16 protein-coding genes are annotated in these 18,752 nt (G+C 41.8%); 1 reads left to right on the top strand and 15 read right to left on the bottom strand.

From position 1 onward, the window contains the following. Window positions 1–3: 3 nt before the first annotated feature. The 10 genes from BO18_RS28795 to BO18_RS28750 form a co-directional block, all read right to left on the bottom strand. Entirely contained in the window at window positions 4–885 is an 882-nt protein-coding gene (locus BO18_RS28795; protein WP_034452096.1) for a YitT family protein, read from the bottom strand. Window positions 886–887: 2 nt separating this feature from the next. Then, window positions 888–2,105, bottom strand: coding sequence for a threonine ammonia-lyase (gene ilvA, locus BO18_RS28790; RefSeq protein ID WP_034452095.1), 1,218 nt, complete (start codon window positions 2,103–2,105; stop codon window positions 888–890). 16 nt (window positions 2,106–2,121) lie between these two features. After that, window positions 2,122–3,036: a signal recognition particle-docking protein FtsY gene (gene ftsY / locus BO18_RS28785; RefSeq protein ID WP_034452094.1), complete on the bottom strand. Its 915-nt coding sequence runs from the start codon at window positions 3,034–3,036 to the stop codon at window positions 2,122–2,124. Beyond that, window positions 3,036–6,593 (bottom strand): chromosome segregation protein SMC, encoded by a 3,558-nt coding sequence (gene smc, locus BO18_RS28780; protein WP_034452093.1) that lies wholly within the window; start codon window positions 6,591–6,593, stop codon window positions 3,036–3,038. The genes ftsY and smc overlap by 1 nt, the downstream gene beginning before the upstream one ends. Continuing rightward, a complete protein-coding gene (gene rnc / locus BO18_RS28775; protein ID WP_051689323.1) occupies window positions 6,593–7,288 on the bottom strand; it encodes a ribonuclease III in 696 nt (231 codons plus the stop codon). Before rnc ends, smc begins: the two co-directional genes overlap by 1 nt. Before the next feature lie 52 nt (window positions 7,289–7,340). After that, on the bottom strand, window positions 7,341–7,577 hold the full coding sequence (gene acpP, locus BO18_RS28770; RefSeq protein WP_034452091.1) for an acyl carrier protein: 237 nt from the start codon (window positions 7,575–7,577) through the stop codon (window positions 7,341–7,343). A gap of 47 nt (window positions 7,578–7,624) precedes the next feature. Further along, entirely contained in the window at window positions 7,625–8,629 is a 1,005-nt protein-coding gene (plsX, locus tag BO18_RS28765) for a phosphate acyltransferase PlsX (protein WP_034452088.1), read from the bottom strand. Between the two features lie 123 nt (window positions 8,630–8,752). After that, window positions 8,753–8,935 carry a 50S ribosomal protein L32 gene (gene rpmF / locus BO18_RS28760; RefSeq protein ID WP_022773549.1) on the bottom strand — a complete coding sequence of 61 codons (183 nt, stop codon included), beginning with the start codon at window positions 8,933–8,935 and terminating at the stop codon, window positions 8,753–8,755. Window positions 8,936–9,065: 130 nt separating this feature from the next. Further along, window positions 9,066–9,902, bottom strand: a complete 837-nt coding sequence (locus BO18_RS28755) for a hypothetical protein (RefSeq protein WP_034452085.1) — start codon at window positions 9,900–9,902, stop codon at window positions 9,066–9,068. A 20-nt stretch (window positions 9,903–9,922) separates the two neighbouring features. Continuing rightward, window positions 9,923–12,607 carry a C2 family cysteine protease gene (locus BO18_RS28750; RefSeq protein ID WP_034452084.1) on the bottom strand — a complete coding sequence of 895 codons (2,685 nt, stop codon included), beginning with the start codon at window positions 12,605–12,607 and terminating at the stop codon, window positions 9,923–9,925. A 225-nt stretch (window positions 12,608–12,832) separates the two neighbouring features. Between BO18_RS28750 and BO18_RS28745 the strand changes: the two genes are divergently transcribed. Next, entirely contained in the window at window positions 12,833–13,693 is an 861-nt protein-coding gene (locus BO18_RS28745) for an AraC family transcriptional regulator (protein WP_034452083.1), read from the top strand. A gap of 71 nt (window positions 13,694–13,764) precedes the next feature. Here the strand turns inward: BO18_RS28745 and BO18_RS28740 are convergent, their stop codons facing one another. From BO18_RS28740 to leuD, 5 genes are all read right to left on the bottom strand, one after another. Continuing rightward, the gene (locus tag BO18_RS28740) at window positions 13,765–14,799 is read right to left on the bottom strand and encodes a branched-chain amino acid aminotransferase (protein ID WP_034452081.1); all 1,035 of its coding nucleotides are present in this window, start codon (window positions 14,797–14,799) and stop codon (window positions 13,765–13,767) included. Window positions 14,800–14,898: 99 nt separating this feature from the next. Further along, complete coding sequence (locus BO18_RS28735; RefSeq protein WP_051689280.1) at window positions 14,899–16,263, bottom strand: AI-2E family transporter; 1,365 nt, start codon at window positions 16,261–16,263, stop codon at window positions 14,899–14,901. Window positions 16,264–16,304: 41 nt separating this feature from the next. Continuing rightward, window positions 16,305–17,129, bottom strand: a complete 825-nt coding sequence (locus BO18_RS28730; RefSeq protein ID WP_034452079.1) for an Mrp/NBP35 family ATP-binding protein — start codon at window positions 17,127–17,129, stop codon at window positions 16,305–16,307. Between the two features lie 35 nt (window positions 17,130–17,164). After that, complete coding sequence (locus BO18_RS28725; RefSeq protein ID WP_034452078.1) at window positions 17,165–18,115, bottom strand: glycosyltransferase family 2 protein; 951 nt, start codon at window positions 18,113–18,115, stop codon at window positions 17,165–17,167. A 122-nt stretch (window positions 18,116–18,237) separates the two neighbouring features. Then, entirely contained in the window at window positions 18,238–18,726 is a 489-nt protein-coding gene (leuD, locus tag BO18_RS28720; RefSeq protein WP_034452076.1) for a 3-isopropylmalate dehydratase small subunit, read from the bottom strand. Window positions 18,727–18,752: the final 26 nt, after the last annotated feature.

The following is an 18,752-nucleotide window of genomic DNA, read 5'->3' as shown; positions in this document are numbered from 1 at the left end:
AGTTTACATTCTCTCATCAAAGTAGCTTTTATATCCCTCGCCGAATATCTCGCTGGCACTGGAGACGATCATAAAGGCATTTGGATCTTCTTCTCTTACGATATCCTCTGCCTGTGGGTATAATCTCTTTTTAATGGCGCACATGATGACCTTCTTCTTCTCCCCGGAGTAAGCTCCCTGGGCAAAAACGTGAGTCGCGCCAATATCAAGCTCTGTAAGAAGTCTTGCTGTAATTATGTCCGGTCTGTCAGAGATAATGTAAATAAGCTTCGCCCCATCTCTACCATAAAGGACAAAGTCCACAACAAAGCTGACAACCATAACAGCAATAAAGGAATACATTGCAGCAGCCAGATCATGAAATACAAAGGCTGCTATCATAAGAACAACCATATCTGTAAGGATATACAAAACTCCTGTCTTAATATGGGGATAACGCATCCTTAACAGTTTAATTATAACATCGGTACCGCCACTTGTGGCGTGACATTTAAAGATCATTCCTATGGCAAGTCCCGTCATGGCGCTTCCAAAGGTAACAGCCAGTATCAGATCGTGTATAACATAATCACCGAAAAACATAGTGGTAAGATCGGTAAATACAGAGATCATGGCTGTGGCGTAGACTGTTGAAATAGTGAATCTTATGCCAAATTTCCAAACAGCAATTGCCAAAATAGGGATATTCAAAAGCAGAAACCATGTACCGGTTCCTATATTCACCAGTCTATTAAGAACAATGGCAAGACCGGTCATCCCGCCGGGGGCCAGATTGTTAGGATCAACCAAAAGAGCTGTTCCTGCCCCATAGATCAGGGCCGCTACTGTTATGATCAGATACTCCTTCAGTCTCTTCTTCTGTGGTGATAAGCTTTTGAAACTCATATTTAAATATTTGTCCTTACTATTCTTGGCTGATAGCCATTTTCATTAAGAGCAGCAAGTATCTGCTCCTTGTGCTCTGTTCCGAAAGCCTCTAAAGTGATACGAAGCTCAACAGCAGCACTTCTGTTTATAGATACAAACTGGTTGTGCTCCAGTTTGATAACATTTCCCTTTACCTGGGCTATGATTCCGGATACTCTTGACAGTTCCCCCGGCTTATCCGGCAAAAGAACTGATACTGTGAATATCCTGTCTCTCATAATGAGACCCTGCTGAACAACTGAAGACATGGTGATAATATCCATATTTCCGCCAGAAAGCACACAGGCGATCTTCTTGTCCTTGCAGTCAAGCTGCTTAAGAGCAGCTACTGATAAAAGTCCTGAATTCTCCACAACCATCTTATGATTCTCAACCATATCAAGGAAGGAAACTACAAGATCCTCATCAGGAACAGTTATGATATCATCAAGATTCTTGCAAAGATATGGGAATATCTTTTCTCCGGGAGTCTTAACTGCTGTACCATCTGCTATGGTATTAACCTTAGGAAGAGTTACAACATGTCCGGCCTTCATAGATTCCTGCATGCAGTTAGCACCTGCAGGCTCAACACCGATAACCTTGATATTGGGGTTAAGAAGCTTAGCCAGAGCAGAAACACCTGTAGCAAGTCCGCCTCCACCAATAGGAACAAGGATAACATCAACCGTTGGAAGCTCTTTAAATATCTCCATGGCAATAGTGCCCTGACCTGTAGCAACATCAAGGTCATCAAAGGGATGAACCAATGTGTATCCGTGCTCATCAGCAAGCTCTAAAGCCTTTTTATATGCATCATCATAAACATCGCCATAAAGGACTACCTCTGCTCCAAGAGCCTTAGTCCTGTTGACTTTAATAAGAGGTGTGGAAGTAGGCATACAGATAACAGCTTTTACGCCATACTGCTTTGCAGCATAAGCCACGCCTTGCGCATGGTTACCGGCTGAAGCAGTAATAAGTCCCTTCTTTCTCTCTTCATCGGACATTGTGGTTATCTTATAGTAAGCTCCCCTGACCTTATAAGCACCGGTTCTCTGGAGATTCTCAGGCTTAAGATAAACCTTGTTACCTGTAACACCACTCCAGTAATCGCTGAAAATAAGTTTAGTGTCAAGAGTGACCTTCTTGACGTCCTCGTATGCTTCCTCAAATTTCTCAAGTGTTAACTTTTCCATACTTTCCTCCTCTATATCACTCGAAGAGTGCATCCACGAATTCTGCAGGATTGAATCTCTCAAGATCGTCAATTCCCTCTCCCACACCTATATACTTAACAGGTATGTTGAGTTCAGAAACAATAGCTACAGCGATTCCGCCTTTTGCTGTTCCATCAAGCTTAGTCAGAACAATTCCTGTAAGATCGGCAGCTTCGCCAAATTCTCTAGCCTGCATGATCGCATTCTGTCCGGTGGTACCATCAAGAACGATGAAGTTCTCACGGCAGATGCCAGGAAGCTCCTTATCAATGATCCTGTTCATCTTGGCAAGCTCTTCCATAAGGTTCTTCTTGTTATGGAGTCTTCCCGCTGTATCAACGATAAGAATATCGCAGTCTCTTGCTTTAAAAGCAGAGCAGGCATCATAGATAACGCTGGCAGGATCAGCACCTTCTCTTCCTGTAATGATCGGAGTCTCTGCCCTGTTAGCCCACTCCTGCAGCTGCTCTGTTGCAGCTGCTCTGTAGGTATCTGCAGCTGCAATAATTACTTTCTTGCCCTTTTTACGGAAGATAGCTGCTAGCTTACCTACTGAAGTAGTCTTTCCTACACCATTTACACCGATAATAAAAAGAACTGTCTTCTTATCTTCAAAGTCGTAGGCACCTTCCTCCATCCTCATCTGATTCCAGATATCCTGAAGAAGAAGCGCTCTGCAGGCCTCAGGATCAGTAATATGCTTTTCCTTGACCTGACTTCTAAGTTCATCCAATATCCTGCTGGTGGCGTTTATTCCGATGTCACCCATGATAAGGACTTCCTCAAGTTCCTCATAAAAGTCCTCATCAATGGCTGAATTGCCGGAAAATACATTATCTATTCCCTTTACAATATTGTCTCTGGTCTTAGACAGTCCAGCCTGAAGTTTCGCAAAAAAACCATTTGCCATTAGTTAGTAAGCTCCTTATCAATAAGGTTGACGCTGACAAGGGTTGATACACCCTTCTCCTGCATGGTGATACCGTAGAGTCTGTCAGCACTTTCCATTGTACCACGACGGTGTGTAATTACAATGAACTGAGTATTCTTAAGCTTATGGAGATACTTGGCAAAACGGAATACGTTGTTCTCATCAAGAGCAGCCTCAATCTCATCAAGAAGACAGAATGGTGATGGCTTAAGGTTCTGAATAGCAAACAAAAGAGCTATTGCTGTAAGAGCCTTTTCACCACCGGACATCTGCATCATGTTAACAAGCTTCTTTCCGGGCGGCTGAGCATTGATCCTGATACCTGCCTCAAGGATATCCTCATCCTCGGCAAGTTCAAGACTTCCCTTACCGCCTCCGAACATCTCCTTGAACACCTTGTCAAACTCATTGTTAATAAGTTTGAACTGTTCCATAAACTGATTTCTCATGGATTCATCAAGGTCCTTTATGATTTCCTTAAGCTGCCTTTCAGCTTCAATAAGGTCATCATGCTGGTTCTTCATGAAGGTATATCTCTCCATCAGGTTCTGGTAGTCCTCAATGGCATTGACATTAACATCGCCCAGCTTTCTGATGGAATCCTTAAGAGATGCAGTCTCTTTCTTCATAGCCGGGATGTCAGTCATTTCCTCATCCCTCATCTGGGCTGCATCTGTAAGTGTGATCTCATATTCATTCCACATGTAGTTGATCTGGGACTCAATAGCTTCCTGACATTTCTCACGTCTGCTTCCAAGTCTGATTACTTCCTTGTCCAGATCATTCATCTGCTTATTCAGTTCTTCAGTCTGTCCAAAGAATTCCTTCTGTGAAAGAGTAAGGTTATTCTTCTCCTCCTTCTTGGCATCCAGTTCCTTGGTTGCATCAGACTGAACATCCACAGATGCTTCAATGGTAAGTCTTATTTCCTCAATATCTTTTTTGCTCTGAGCAAGAGTCTCATCATTCTTTTTGATGGTCTCAAGAATTTCCTCAAGAGCCTCTTCCTCATTTCGTATCTCTTCATCAATACGGTTTATATTGGTCTGTGAGAATTCCTGCTTCTGAAGGACCTTCTCATACTGGATATCCCACTTGGCAACATTCTCATTTTCTTTCTCTTCAACGCCGTGCAGGTCTTCAAGCTGGCCCTGGAAGGCACTAACCTTATCAGAGCACTCTTTCTCAAGCTTTTCTGAATCACTAAGCTGCAAAAGAGCTTCATCCTTCTCTTTAGTGATCTCTGAAAGCTTTGCTTCGATCTCATCATTCTCAGCCTTAAGATCTGTATAGGTACCCCTTTGTTCCTCCTGTCTCTTTTCCTCATTTTCTACATTGAGACGGGCGGTATTCTGAGCAATGAATTTACCCTGGAGCTCAGTTCTTATCTGCTCAGCAAGAGCTCTGAGTTCATTTCTCTCCTTCTTTGCATCCTCGATCTCCTTCTGGATCTCATCGATGCGCTCCTTGTACTTCTTAACGTTGGCCTCAAGATCAGCCATTTCTCTTCTACGTCCAAGTAGATTTGAGTTATTCTTGAAGGCACCACCAGAGATAGCACCACCGGGAACAAGCAGCTCACCTTCAAGTGTTACCATTCTGACAGTATATTTGTACTTACGGGCAATCTTAACAGCGTTATCAATATTGTCGACTGCAACAATCCTGCCCAGCATAGCCTTTGCAACAGGCTTATACTTAGGATCAGTTGTCACAAGCTCATCAGCCATACCAAGAACACCGGGCTCTTCCAAAGCTTCCTTCGCCTTGAGTTCCGGAGGATTATCAAGGGATGTGAGCGGAAGGAAAGTAGCTCGTCCAGCCTTTGTCTGCTTAAGGTAAGCGATCATCTTCTTGGCAGTCTCTTCGTTATCAGTAACGATATTCTGGATATTTCCACCAAGAGCAACTTCAATTGCAGTCTCATACTTTGGCTCAGTCTTGATGATATCGGCAACAACACCAATGATTCCCTTGGTGTCATCCTTTCTCTCCATTACCTTCTTAACAGAACCGCCGTAGCCCTCATATCTCTCAGTAAGATTAGCAAGGGCTTCAAGTCTTGATTTCTCCTGCTGGTACAGTTCCTGAGTCTTTCTGAGTTCTGTATCCTTTTTAGTCATATCCTCTCTGATGGATACAACTTTGCCTTCCGTCTCCTTCTGCTTCTTGTTCATCTCGGAGATTTCGGCAGTTATAGAATCAAATTCATCCCTAAGGTTCTTTAAAGTCTCTTCCTGCTTGGACTCATCAGATCTGGCTCTTACCAGTTTTCCGGTAAGTTCAGCTTTTCTGATGTTCACCTGTTCCTTCATGGTGTCAAGGGAACTGAGCTTTGACTTGATGTTAGCTCTTTTATCAAGAGTTTCAATAATGGTACTCTTGCAGTCCTCAATCTGGTTGTTGATGTCCTCAATCTGTGAAAGGACCTTATCAAGGGCTTTCCTTGCATCATTTCTGTCAGCAGAAAGTCCTTCAACTTCCTTATCTATCGCTTCCTTTTCTTCAAGGTAAGTGTCCTTTTCCTTATTACGGGCTTCAAGCTTCTCACGCTCATCCTTTTCTCTTTTCCTAAAATGAGCATCATTCTCTGTAGCAGACTTGATCTTCTCGTTAAGGATACCTATCTGGCCTTCCAGCTTTTCCTTCTTAACAGAAGAATCTGTGATCTTTGCTCTAGCCTCGTCAATCTGCCTGTCTATTTCTTCCAGCTGAGTCTGGATACTCTCGTATTTCTCCTTAGTCTCAGCGTAAGTAACCTTGGCCTCTTCAAGCGCTTTAGACGCGATTTCATAGTTCTTTTCAGTCTCTTCAAGCTGCTGCTTCTGAGACTTATTCTCAACAAGGAACATGTTGACATCCAGAGTCTTAAGTCTTTCCCTATATTTCAGGAATTCCTTGGCAACTTCTGACTGCTTCTCCAAAGGTCCGATCTGTTTTTCCAGTTCAGAAAGAATGTCTGAAAGTCTTGTGAGGTTGATCTTCTCCTCCTCAAGCTTTTTAAGAGCAGTCTCTTTTCTTGCCTTGAACTTAACGATACCGGCAGCTTCATCAAAGAGGTTACGCCTGTCCTCAGGCTTACTGGAAAGGATCTGGTCAATCTGGCCCTGTCCAATGATGGAGTAACCCTCTTTACCAATACCTGTATCCATGAACAGCTCATTAACATCCTTAAGTCTGCAGGCTGAGCCGTTGATCATATATTCACTTTCACCTGAACGATAAAGGCGCCTTGAAACAGTAACCTCATCGTAATCAATAGCCAGGGAATGATCTGAATTATCCAATGTGATGGCAACATAAGCATAGCCCAGGGGTTTCCTGAGCTCTGTGCCGGAGAAAATAACGTCCTGCATGGATCCGCCACGCAGCTGTTTGATACGTTGTTCACCAAGTACCCATCTGACAGCATCAGCAACATTACTCTTTCCTGAGCCGTTAGGTCCTACAATACCGGTGATTCCGTTATGAAAGTCAAATTTAATCTTATTTGCAAAAGATTTAAAACCGTGAATCTCAATACTTTTTAAATACATTACTGCTTATTCTTAAGCGCAAGAATTGCCTTGTAAGCTGCCTGTTGTTCCGCAGCTTTCTTGGTCTTTCCTGCCCCCTCTCCCAAATTCTTATCGCCGACAAAAACGCGAACCTCAAATATTTTATCATGTTCAGGTCCACTTTCGCCACAAATTTCATACCTTACAGATCCAAGATTTTCACCCTGGGCCATCTCCTGGAGCAAAGATTTACTGTCTCCAAACATCTGGGCTGCCTCAGCATTTGAAAGCACATAGGTATCAATAAAACGCTTTGACTGCTCAATTCCACCATCCAGGAAAAGAGCTCCTATAACAGCTTCCATTACATCGGCAATAATAGACTCCTTGTTTCTCCCCCCGGTAGCCTCTTCGCCCTTTCCAAGCTGAATGTACTGTTTGATATTCAGCTGCTGAGCATCAAATGCAAGAGCTCCTTCACAAACAAGTGAAGCTCGTATCTTGGACATTTCTCCCTCTTTCTTGTCAGGGTAAGTTCTGAAAAGATATGCACTGGAGATCATCTCAAGGACAGCATCCCCAAGAAACTCAAGCCTCTCGTAGTCCGGTTTTTTATTGATCTTCTGTTCATTGACAAAAGAGCTGTGGGTCAGCGCCTGAACAAGTAGAGCCCTGTCCCTGAAGGTGTAGCCGATTACCTTCTCAAATCTGCTTAAATCTTCCTCTGTTAACATAATCACTCCGTAATACAAAGAAGAGGCAGTCATAAAACTGCCTCAACAAAGCTTATTTATTTGAGATAGCTGCCTTTAAAAGTTCAACTGCCTCGCCAACAGTCTTGATATTTTCTGTTTTCTCAGGATCTATCTGAACATCAAATTCATCCTCAAGTCCCATGATGATCTGGAAAAGATCAAGGGAATCAGCACCAAGGTCCTCTGTAAATGTTGTATCAGGCTTGATCTCCTCAGGATCAACGTTAAGTACGTTCGCAATAACTTCTTTCATCTTCTCGAATTCCATAATAAATCTCCGTTCCTTTTGTATAAAAATATTTATCAGCGCTTTATTTACTCTGAAATCTTTGCGCTAATCTTCTCACTAATTTGTTGTTCTGTAAAGGTTACACATTGCAAAATTGAATTTTTCACTTCTATATCGCTTGCACTACCGTGTGTCTTTACAACAAGACCTTTAAGTCCCAGCATAGGTGCTCCGCCGTACTGGTCCATACTGTAATTGGAAAGAGTCTTCTTGAGATCATTCTTTATAAGAAGAGCTCCGATCTTGGTCTTAAGGCTGCTCATAAGGGACTTCTTGATCACGTGCATAAGGGATTTAGCCACGCCCTCATACATCTTAAGGATCACATTTCCGGTAAAGGCCTCACAAACAATGATGTCTGCTCCGCCGGCCGGAATATCCCTTGCCTCAATACTTCCGATAAAGTTAATATCAGGACAGTTCTTAAGAAGAGGGAAAGTCTCTTTTACCAGGGCATTGCCCTTCTCCTCCTCAGCGCCGACGTTAACAATGGCAACTGTAGGATTCTTAATTCCCATGATATTCTCCATGTAAACAGTTCCCATCTTAGCAAACTGTACAAGGTGATTGGCTCTGGCATCAACATTAGCACCACAGTCAATAAGAAGAGAACTTCCCTTCTCAGTAGGGATAAGTGGTGCTAAAGGAGCTCTGTCTACTCCCTTAAGCCTACCTACGATAACCTGGCCACCAACCAAAGTTGCTCCGGTGCTTCCTGCAGAAACATATGCATCAGCTTCACCATGATTGACCATGTACATGGCCTTCACGATCGAAGAATCCTTCTTCTTACGAATAGCCATTACAGGAGGCTCAGCCATCTCAATAACCTCGGTAGCGTCAACAACCTCAATCCTATCCTTATTGTAATTATATTTGGAAAGTTCAGCCTCTACAGCTGCCTTCTGGCCCACAAGGAAAACCTTCAGGTTGTTACTCTCCGCCACAGCATCAACAGCACCCTTTACAGTAACGAAAGGAGCATTGTCTCCGCCCATGGCATCCACTGCTACGCGAACAATATCAGACATTTCTTGTCCCCCTTTTGATTATCAGACAAAAAATAGTTTACTAAAGCATTATACAAAAATCAAGGCTTTCCGGTAGATACCGAAAAGCCTTTAAATTCCTTGTAAAATATGAGGTTATACTAATTATGCCTCAACTTCAACAATGCTCTTCTTATTGTAGTAGCCGCACTTCTTGCATGCACAGTGAGGCTGCATAAGAGCTCCACAATGACTGCACTTTACCAAAGTAGGAGCTGTCATTTTCCAGTTAGCTCTTCTCTGATCTCTGTGGCCTTTTGATGACTTATTCTTTGGGCAGATTGACATTTCAGTAACACCTCCTTACTGTATCCGTATAAGAAACCGCCTGTTTCCAGGCAATCATTTACGTTTATTCATTAGCATACTAGTGTATTTTACCACCTGTATATCATTTGTCAACACTTTTCTAAAGAATTTACGTGAACAAAACAGGAACATAGGTCATCACTTCACCAAACAGAGAATTGTAGAGCTCTTCGCCCGTCTCAGTCATAATTAGCCCCTGGATTCTTGTGTTGTCTTTATGTTCTGCGCAAAGGCGCTCCACCAGTTTGTTCATCATTCCCGGAAGGACTTTCTTGTTGGAGGATTCACAAAAAATGTAGTCAATGTCAAGGATGTCAGGTGGCGGAGAATCCGGTCCATTCTGAATGATATCGTAATCCGTGGCTTCATCCTTTCGAAGGAATATAGCTCCCTTAACCTTATTATTTTCTACATAGAACAAGCTCGAAGAATCATAGCTGGTTCCATCAAGTCCGCCTTCACTAAACTCATCCTTAAACCAGTCAAAAACAATATTCTCTTCATTACTTTTTAGTTCATCAAGGAATATTCCGTATTCTCCAGCCCTTTGAGCCTGAGCCTTCTTAAGGGAATCCCTGGCTTTTCCAAGGGTAAAATCAGCCAGAGGAACATCAAGCCTTTCAAGCTCCACATCCATTGCTTCAAAGAAAGGCTCAAGGGTCACCTTATCATCAACAGCTTCGTAGGATACGCAAATTTCCCCCTTAGGAAGAAGCTCGAACATATCAGTAGCAACGCCGAGTCTTCTAAACTCAGGGGCAGTATAGATAGACCTGATAATAACTTTGCCACGTACTTTTTCAAAGATCAGTGTTCCTGCAGGGTCATCGCCAAAAAATCCGCCAATCGCCTCCAGTTCACCGGTCATAAGACTCTTAGTGAATTCTTCCGGTACATATTCTTTATACTTAGAAATTTGAATAGCTTTTATTTTTTCTGCGCTCATATTTACCCCCTCAAAATGAATCAAAAATCATCTTTTTCGCCAGTATCTTGATCTTTCACACTTGCTTTTATCTGTTCCTTGTATTCCTGCATTTTTTCTGCCTCTTCTTTATGGTGACCATACTTGGATGCATCAAATCTGGATATAATAGCACCATTCTTAAAAAAGTCTTCAAATTTGATAAGGAACTGTCCGTAGGTTTCATTCATGGACGAATTGAAATAGCTTTCTGTCCTAACGAGTTTTCCCTTTTCATCGTACATTGAATTCATGTTGCCATATGGGTTACGGAGAATAACATATCTCTCACCACCTACTTCCTTTGCTCCAAGAACTGTATACGCATGGCCTGTATTCATTCCCTCAGCGTCGGAAGTCTTAGTGCCATAAGTGTAGATAATTCCTTTTTCTCTGGCATGAAGCATATCATTAAACAGCTCAGATAAAAATCTTTCATCCTTAATGGCATCCTGGAATCTACCCTTAAGAGTGGTAAAGCCTTCAATTCCTTTAGTAACCGTATCATTATAGAATTCCATATTCTCCATCAATCTGTTGCCGGAAGCTATCTGATCGTCAAATAAACCAGTCAAAGCAAAGAGCCACTTTCCCTGGCTTCCATGCCACAGAGCATTGTAACCAAGGGCAGGATTTTGTGTAGAAGGGCCACGGTATCCAATAAAGGCAGCAGCTTTTTCAAGCATCTGCATCCAAAGAGCTCCTGATGTGTGCACAGCGCCTCCTGCGATCAACTTTGGTGTTTCTTTCTTTACTCTGATATATTTTGGAACTACATGATGTTTATTGTCAGTCTTATCTTCTTCATAGGTAAAAAGTCTTACCGTAACGGTTCCGTCTCCGTTATCCTTCAAAGCATCCTTGATGATCTGAGGATTTGTATTAATCAATGCTGTGGTTGAAGCAACCATCCAGCAGTTTGAAACCTTACCCTGACGAAGATCATTTACAGTGGGCTCATGTGGGAAAAGAGGCTCATTGCTTCTATCCTCCCACTTGGTAAAGGTATCAAGCAGAGAATTGACCTTAGCAAAAGAAGGATTATCCATATCTTGAGTAGTCGTAGAAACAGGTCTTGTAAAGCCAACTGTATGATCTATGATCTCTGCTCCCTGTGGTACCACAAGACTTCCATTGGCCATAGTTTCTATTGTATTTATAAGATCAGCAAATTGAGGCTTCTCCTTAAGGTTATTATCTCTTATATAGGAAAAGATCTTCTTCAAAGCCTTCGCTTCCTGCCTATAACCTACTTTATAGAAGTTCTTTTCAAAGTACTTAGTTACAAGCTTATTAAGTTCTACCGCCAAATTCTCATCCGGATTAATGTCATTATTCTTAGGGAATTTTTTAAGAAGCTCACCAGAAAGGCGCAGTATCTCCATACGTTTTTTCATGGAAAGATTGTCTGAATATGTAGACATAGACTCTTCCTTTGAAAGCTTTACGATTCCTTTAGGAACAGTTCTTTCAATTACTATATCCCCTTGCCTTTTTTGGAGTTTGCGTATGTTTTCACTGGCAGCATGCAGTTCTTTTACCTGGGAAGGATAATCCTTCTTTAAGCTCTCTGTATCAACAGCACCATTTTGTCTGGCGTTATATATAGCAAGTTCAGCCTTCACAAACCGTAGAAGTGCTTTCATTTCACTAAGTTCCCGGCGAAGCTCTATTTTAGCAAGCTTAGGAGCTTTAGGGCCAATCTGTTTCTGGATTGATCGTATATTTGCTTCAATCTCCGGTATTGCCAGAATTCTTTCAGTTGCAGTCTTGGTAAGATATTCATCAAAATCCGCCACATCCTCATAGTTTACCTCCGGAAATGGCTCATTCAGCTTATCAAGCTGTTCCTTTGAAAGCACAATGTCTTTGCAATTTTCCAGGGCCTCATTAAGCCTTTCTTCGTTTCTTTGTATCTTGGCTTCCCCGGTAAGAACAAGCCATCTGTCGTAATCCTCATTGGTAATGATCTCATTTGCCCGAAGTTTTTCATTTACACCTTCTCCGGTATTGATGTTGACATGGTTCTTTTTTGCAAATTCAGCAATCCTCTTGGTAAATAGCTCAAAAATCTCTGCATTTTCAAGAAAATCTTTTGCATCCTGGCTATGAGCTCCATCAGCCTGCGCAATTTCCTTCATCTGCCTGAAATTACGGACAATTGTATAGCAATCTTCAAAGTGATTGACAATATAAGCACTGCTAAACATCTTGGCGGTAAAATGCACGTTAGAAAGTCTTCCAAAATAGTACTCGTAGGCATCATTATGTTCTGTTCTGTATTGCTCCCTCAGATCAGTAGCTTTATTAACCTTAACTATTTTATTGTGAACCTCAAGGGTGTAACCTGTCGCATTTTTTGAGATGGCTTTGGCAGCGTCAATGCGCTTATTCTTTTCTTTTTGGGCATCATTAGGCTTCCAGGTCTTACTGCCAAGCTTTACCGTATCCTTATTCATTCTCTCCTTGAGAAGATATGGATTACGATAAAAGTCCTTGCCAAAAAGATCCAGTTCAGAGGAATATGGTGCCTCTGCAAAGGATTTAGTCACCTGGGTCTTTTTCTGAACAGGCTCAAAATCTTTTTCATCTAAAACCACAAGACTTTCATTGTTCTTCTGAACATCTCCTGACTGAAGCTGTTTTTTCTCATTTATTTGTTCCGTCTTGTTTAACTTTACATCCATATGCCATCCACCTTTCAATAACGACAACAAATTATCATATTAATAATAATACATCACACATTTATACGTAAACCGTTAGAAAAAGACATGCATCCATCAATATAATGGATATTTTCTTTTCCAAGACAAAAAAACTTGAAAATTTTGAAGTAAAAATGTATGATTGAGGTACGTTTTAAAAAGAGATTTATGAAATTTTTACATTTTTAGGATTGAGGATTTGATATGAAAGAGCTGAATTCCTGCAAAGAAGCTATGGCACAGAGCATTGAGAATAAGTACTTCTCTGTTGCACATTTATATAAAGATGAAAAAGCCATGGAGATGCATATCCATGACTGCTACGAGGTATATTTCTCTATTTCCGGAGGAAAGCAGTTTCTTATAGATAATCAGGTTTATGATATAGCACCGGGAGATCTTTTCCTTATAAATCAGTACGACTCCCACTACCTGACCCAGATTGATAAGGAGCTCCACGAAAGAATCGTAATCATGATAGATCCGGAGTATATGAAGGCTATTTCTTCAAAGGAAACCAATCTTGACGCCTGCTTCCAGAACAGATCAGAGAAGTTTTCCCACAAGGTAACCCTAACTCAGGAGCAACAGGGACGTTTCCTTTACTTCATAAACAAGATTGTCACCAGCAACGGTTTTGGCCATGATCTTTTAGAGCGTGCTACTTTCACCGAGCTCTTTGTCATGATAAACCAGATTGTCGCTGACAGAGAAAATGACACCAAGACAGAAAAGCCTGCTACCTACAACGAGCAGGTAGATGCAATCCTCTCCTACCTGAATAACAACATCCAGTACCCAGTCAGCATCGGAGATCTGTCTAAGCAGTTCTACATCAGTGAATCATATATTTGTAGAATATTTAAGTCTGCAACTGGCACCACAATCAACAAGTACATGACCGCCCGCCGTATCTCCATCGCCAAATCCCTCCTCGCAGAAGGAATCGGAGTCAGCGAAGTCTGCGACCGCTGTGGTTTCTCAGACTACAGTAACTTCTTGAAAGCTTTTACTAAGTCTGTAGGAATTTCCCCCAAGAAGTACTCACAATATTGTAATAAGTGATTAAGTAAATAGGGGATGATGAAAGATTTGGCAAACTTTCATCATCCCCAGAGCCGATACCGTGGATTATTTTACATTTTGATCTGATGGATCCAGCCCTCGGGAGCTTCAACAGTTCCCATCTGGATTCCTGTAAGAGTGTCGTAGAGCTTCTTGATAACAGGTCCCATCTCGTCGCATCCATCCTTGAATACGATCTCTTTGCCGTGGTCGTTGATCTTACCAACAGGGCTTATTACAGCTGCTGTTCCGCAAAGTCCCATCTCTACGAATTCAGGAACCTCTGAAAGCTTAACAGGTCTCTCTTCTACGTTAAGTCCAAGAACATCCTTTGCAACAGTTACAATTGATCTTCTTGTGATTGAAGGAAGAATTGAATCTGTGTGAGACTTAGGAACTACAAGGCCACCATCCTTTGTAACAAAGATTATGTTAGCTCCGCCTGTCTCTTCGATGTAGGTTCTTGACTCAGCATCAAGATATACATTCTCAGCAAATCCCTCGTCATGAGCTGTAACAATAGCATGAAGGCTCATAGCGTAGTTAAGACCAGCCTTGATATTTCCTGTTCCGTGAGGTGCTGCCCTGTCAAAATCACTTATCTTAACAGTAATAGGCTTAGCGCCTCCCTTAAAGTATGGTCCAACCGGTGTCACGAAAATTCTGAACTGATACTCATCAGCAGGCTTAACACCGATAACATTTCCTGTAGCGAACATTACGGGTCTGATGTAAAGAGTTGCTCCACTGCCATAAGGTGGAACCCAGTCAGCGTTAGCTGCTACAACTTCCTCAACAGCCTTGATAAATCTATCCTCAGGGAAAGGAGGCATCTCAAGCCTTTTAGCTGAGTCAACCATTCTCTTTGCGTTAAGGTCAGGTCTGAAAGTAACGATCCTTCCATCCTCTGTCTCGTAAGCCTTTAATCCCTCGAAACACTCCTGTGCATAGTGAAGAACGCCTGCATCCTCAGAAAGAACTACCTTGCTGTCCTCAGTGATGACTCCCTCATCCCACTTGCCATCCTTGTAATTAGAAACATATCTTTTGTCGGCAACCATATAGGAAAAGCCTATGTTTGCCCAGTCCAAATTCTTTTTTGCCATGATACCTGGTCCCCTTCCCGTGCTTTAACGCGTCAAAGCACTAATAAATATCATTATAATTCATTATTTATCATCGTCAAGCCTGATACAAAAAAGATTTCAGGATTTATTATCTGTAGAACGTTTGGAGTCAGAATCCTGTTTACTGAATATCCTCTTAATGGTAGAGGACTCTCTTCTGGCATGGAACTTACGATTGGTCTTGTCACTAAGGAGCATAACCTGATTATCCTCGATATAAGCCAGGTCGTAGTAATCCGCTGTCCGAGTGCTTAAGTTTCTTTTCCTGAGGTAATGATTGGTAATTCTGGAAACCAAAGCATAAAATACAGCAAAGATCGGCACACCGATAAGCCATCCCACAACTCCCCAGATTCCGCCAAAAAATGTAATGGCAAAGATAACCCAGAAGCTGGAAAGGCCTGTTGAACCTCCAAGGATCCTTGGTCCAAGGATATTTCCGTCAAACTGCTGCAAGATAATTACAAATATAAGGAAAACTAGCGCCTTTATAGGATTGATCAACACAAGCAAAAGAGCTCCTGCTATTCCTCCAATGTAAGGACCAAAGAAAGGAATAATATTGGTAACACCTACGATAACTGAAATCAGCACCGGATAATTGATGGCAAGCATTTTGCAGCCAATATAACAGATAATACCTATTATCAGAGAATCAATGATCTTGCCACCGATAAAGTCCTTAAAGGTGTTATTTACAAATCTGAAACCACCAACCAGTTCATTTGCCACATCTTCCTTGAAGAAGGCATAAACAAGCTTTTTTCCACGGGTTGTAAAACGCTCTTTGGAATTAAGGACATAGATTGCAACGATAAGACCTACAATAAGGTCAATAACCACCTTTACGCCAGAAATAACACTCTGGGAAGCAACCTTAACAATGGTTGTTACCTCAGGAATATAGGGCTTAATATGCTTAGTTACGAACTCGGAAAGAGTCTCGTAATAATCTGTAAGCTGGGAATCTATTAGTTCCTGAAGATCAGGATTATTAACAAGAAGTGAGTTGGAATAGTCATCAATATTCCTTATATAGATCGGCAGGTTATTGATGATCTCACGAATACTGCTGATGAGCTGTGGAACAATGATAATTATCAGCATATAAATGATCAGGACAAAAAATGCCATTGTAGCAACGACCGCAATAGCTCGCATCTGCTTACGCTTCTTATGGTCTGCGTTAACAGACAAAGAAATGTCATAGCCCTTTTTCTTGTAAATAGGCTTAAGTATGTTCTTTTCAATGCTGTCCTGAATAGGGATAAGAAGATACGCAATGATAATGCCTATAATAACTCCGGAAAGGGAATCAATTATATTTCCCAGTGACCTTAACAGATCTTTGCCATCAAAGATAACATAGTACGCCAGCATAACAGCTACAGCTACGCAGAATAAAGTTATACCCCAGGCAATCTGGTTTTTCTCAGGCTTCATGCTCATATCTCTAACCCCGCATAATAAGATGTATTATCCGATTACTCTTCCATAAGACCATTAAGTACATATCCAAGGCTGTCAAGACAGTCAAATTCAATATCCTCAGCCTTTCCCGCATCGCACTTTGCTGCAAAGTCAGGATCCATAGGAATCTTTCCAAGTACGCTAAGGCCAAGGTTTGCTGCATAAGAATCAATCTTGCTCTCACCAAAGATATAAATAGGCTCATTACAGTGAGGACAGGTCATATAGCTCATGTTCTCAACTATACCGAGCACGGGTACATTCATGATCTTAGCCATGTTGATGGCCTTTTCAACGATCATTCCAACCAGTTCCTGAGGAGTTGCTACAACAATGATTCCATCCACAGGAAGTGACTGGAAAACTGTAAGAGGCACATCGCCTGTTCCGGGTGGCATATCAACAAACATAAAATCAATATCCCCCCAGTTAACATCTGACCAGAACTGCTTTACAATACCTGCAATAACAGGACCTCTCCATACAACAGGATCGGTCTCATTGTCCATGAGCATATTAAGGGACATGATCTTCATTCCGCCCTCTGTGGTTGCAGGGAGCATATTTCCCTGCTCATCGGCGTAATTCAGCCTTCCAATGCCAAACATCTTGGGGATTGAAGGACCTGTTATATCTGCATCAAGGATAGCTGTCTTGTAGCCCTTTCTATTCATACTTATAGCTGAAAGTCCGGTAACAAGGCTCTTACCTACTCCGCCCTTTCCGCTGACAATACCAATAACCTTCTTAACATGAGAGTTTTCATTTTCAGGTGCTCTCATACTGTCTTCCATCTGTTTCTTAAAATCTTCTGGCTTCTTGCCGTGTCCATCTGCCATTTCCAAATAAATCTCCTATCCAATAATTTTTTCTTTTAATGCTCATCATCCAGGTAAGACTCGATGATGAAACGGGGTCTGTTCTTGGTCTCAAGGTATATCTTACCTATATACTCTCCAATGACACCAAGGCTTACCATGATAACTCCGCCAATAAACCATACAGATATAACTGTTGTTGTCCATCCGGAAACAGTATTACCTGTAAAGTACCTGACAAGGGAATAGATAAGCACTGCGATACTGATAAGGAACATGATGCCCCCAAGGCCGGTGATCATCTTAATTGGCTTGGTGCTAAGACTTGTGATCCCCTCAATAGCAAAGCTGATCATTTTCTTAAGAGGGTATTTGCTCTCTCCGGCAAATCTTTCTGCTCTCTCGTAGTAGACCACATCACTGTTAAAGCCAACCATGGGAACAATTCCTCTAAGGAACAGATTAACTTCGCCAAATTCCGCAAGACCCAAAAGAGCTCTCCTGGACATAAGCCTGTAATCCGCATGGTTATATACAGTATTAGCTCCAAGGCCATTCATCACCTTGTAAAAGCCCTCAGCTGTAGCTCTCTTAAAAAAGGTGTCTGTTGTTCTCGCACTTCTGACGCCATAAACAACGTCGCAGCCTTCATTGTACTTGTCGATCATCTCCTCGATGGCATTGATGTCATCCTGAAGATCCGCATCCATAGAAATAGAAACATCACAAATCTCTTTAACGGTCATAAGCCCGGCTAAAAGAGCATTCTGATGTCCCATGTTCTTCGAGAGATTAATGCCTTGAAAAACAGGATCTTCCTGATGGAGCTTAGTAATTATCTCCCAGGTAGCATCCTTTGAACCATCATTGACAAATACAACTCTGCTGTCAGGGTCGATCTTTCCTTTTGAAATTAAATCATTGATCTTTGCACGAATACGTGCTGAAGTTTCCGGCAGAACCTCCTGCTCATTATAGCAAGGGATCACACAAAAAAGACGTCCCATCTGTCTCCTCCAAACCATTTCATACCATACTATAATAATACATTTGAGCAGATAACGCCATATATAAACAGCCGCAAAAAAACTGACTTTCCTGTTGTATTTCACAGAAAAGTCAGCATTTATCACTTATTATTGATGTAGTTTATGAGGCCTTCAGAATCGATGATCTTTTGCATGAAGGGTGGAAATGCCTGACCCTGGAAGGTTTTCCCGGTGGTCTCATTAGTGATGACTCCGGTATCAAAATTGATACTTACAGTGTCTCCGGAATTTATGTTATCCGGAGCATCTTCACATTCAATAATAGGAAGGCCGATGTTAATGCTGTTGCGATAGAAAATCCTGGCAAAGCTCTTGGCAATAACGCAGCTTACTCCTGCGCACTTGATAGCAAGTGGTGCATGCTCTCTAGAAGAGCCACAGCCGAAATTCTTATCAGCAACAATTATGTCGCCATCATTAACCTTTCCTGCGAATTCCTTGTCGATATCCTCCATACAGTGCTTGGCAAGCTCTTTTCCATCAGTGCTGTTAAGATATCTGGCAGGGATTATTACGTCTGTATCTACATTATCTCCGTATTTGAAGACAGTTCCTTTTGCGCTTTTCATATTATAAATTCTCCTGTTCTACCATT

It is taken from the genome of Butyrivibrio sp. AE2032 (assembly GCF_000702965.1).
The sequence above is the reverse complement of the archived record's forward strand: the minus strand, read 5'-3'. Positions and strand labels throughout refer to the sequence as shown.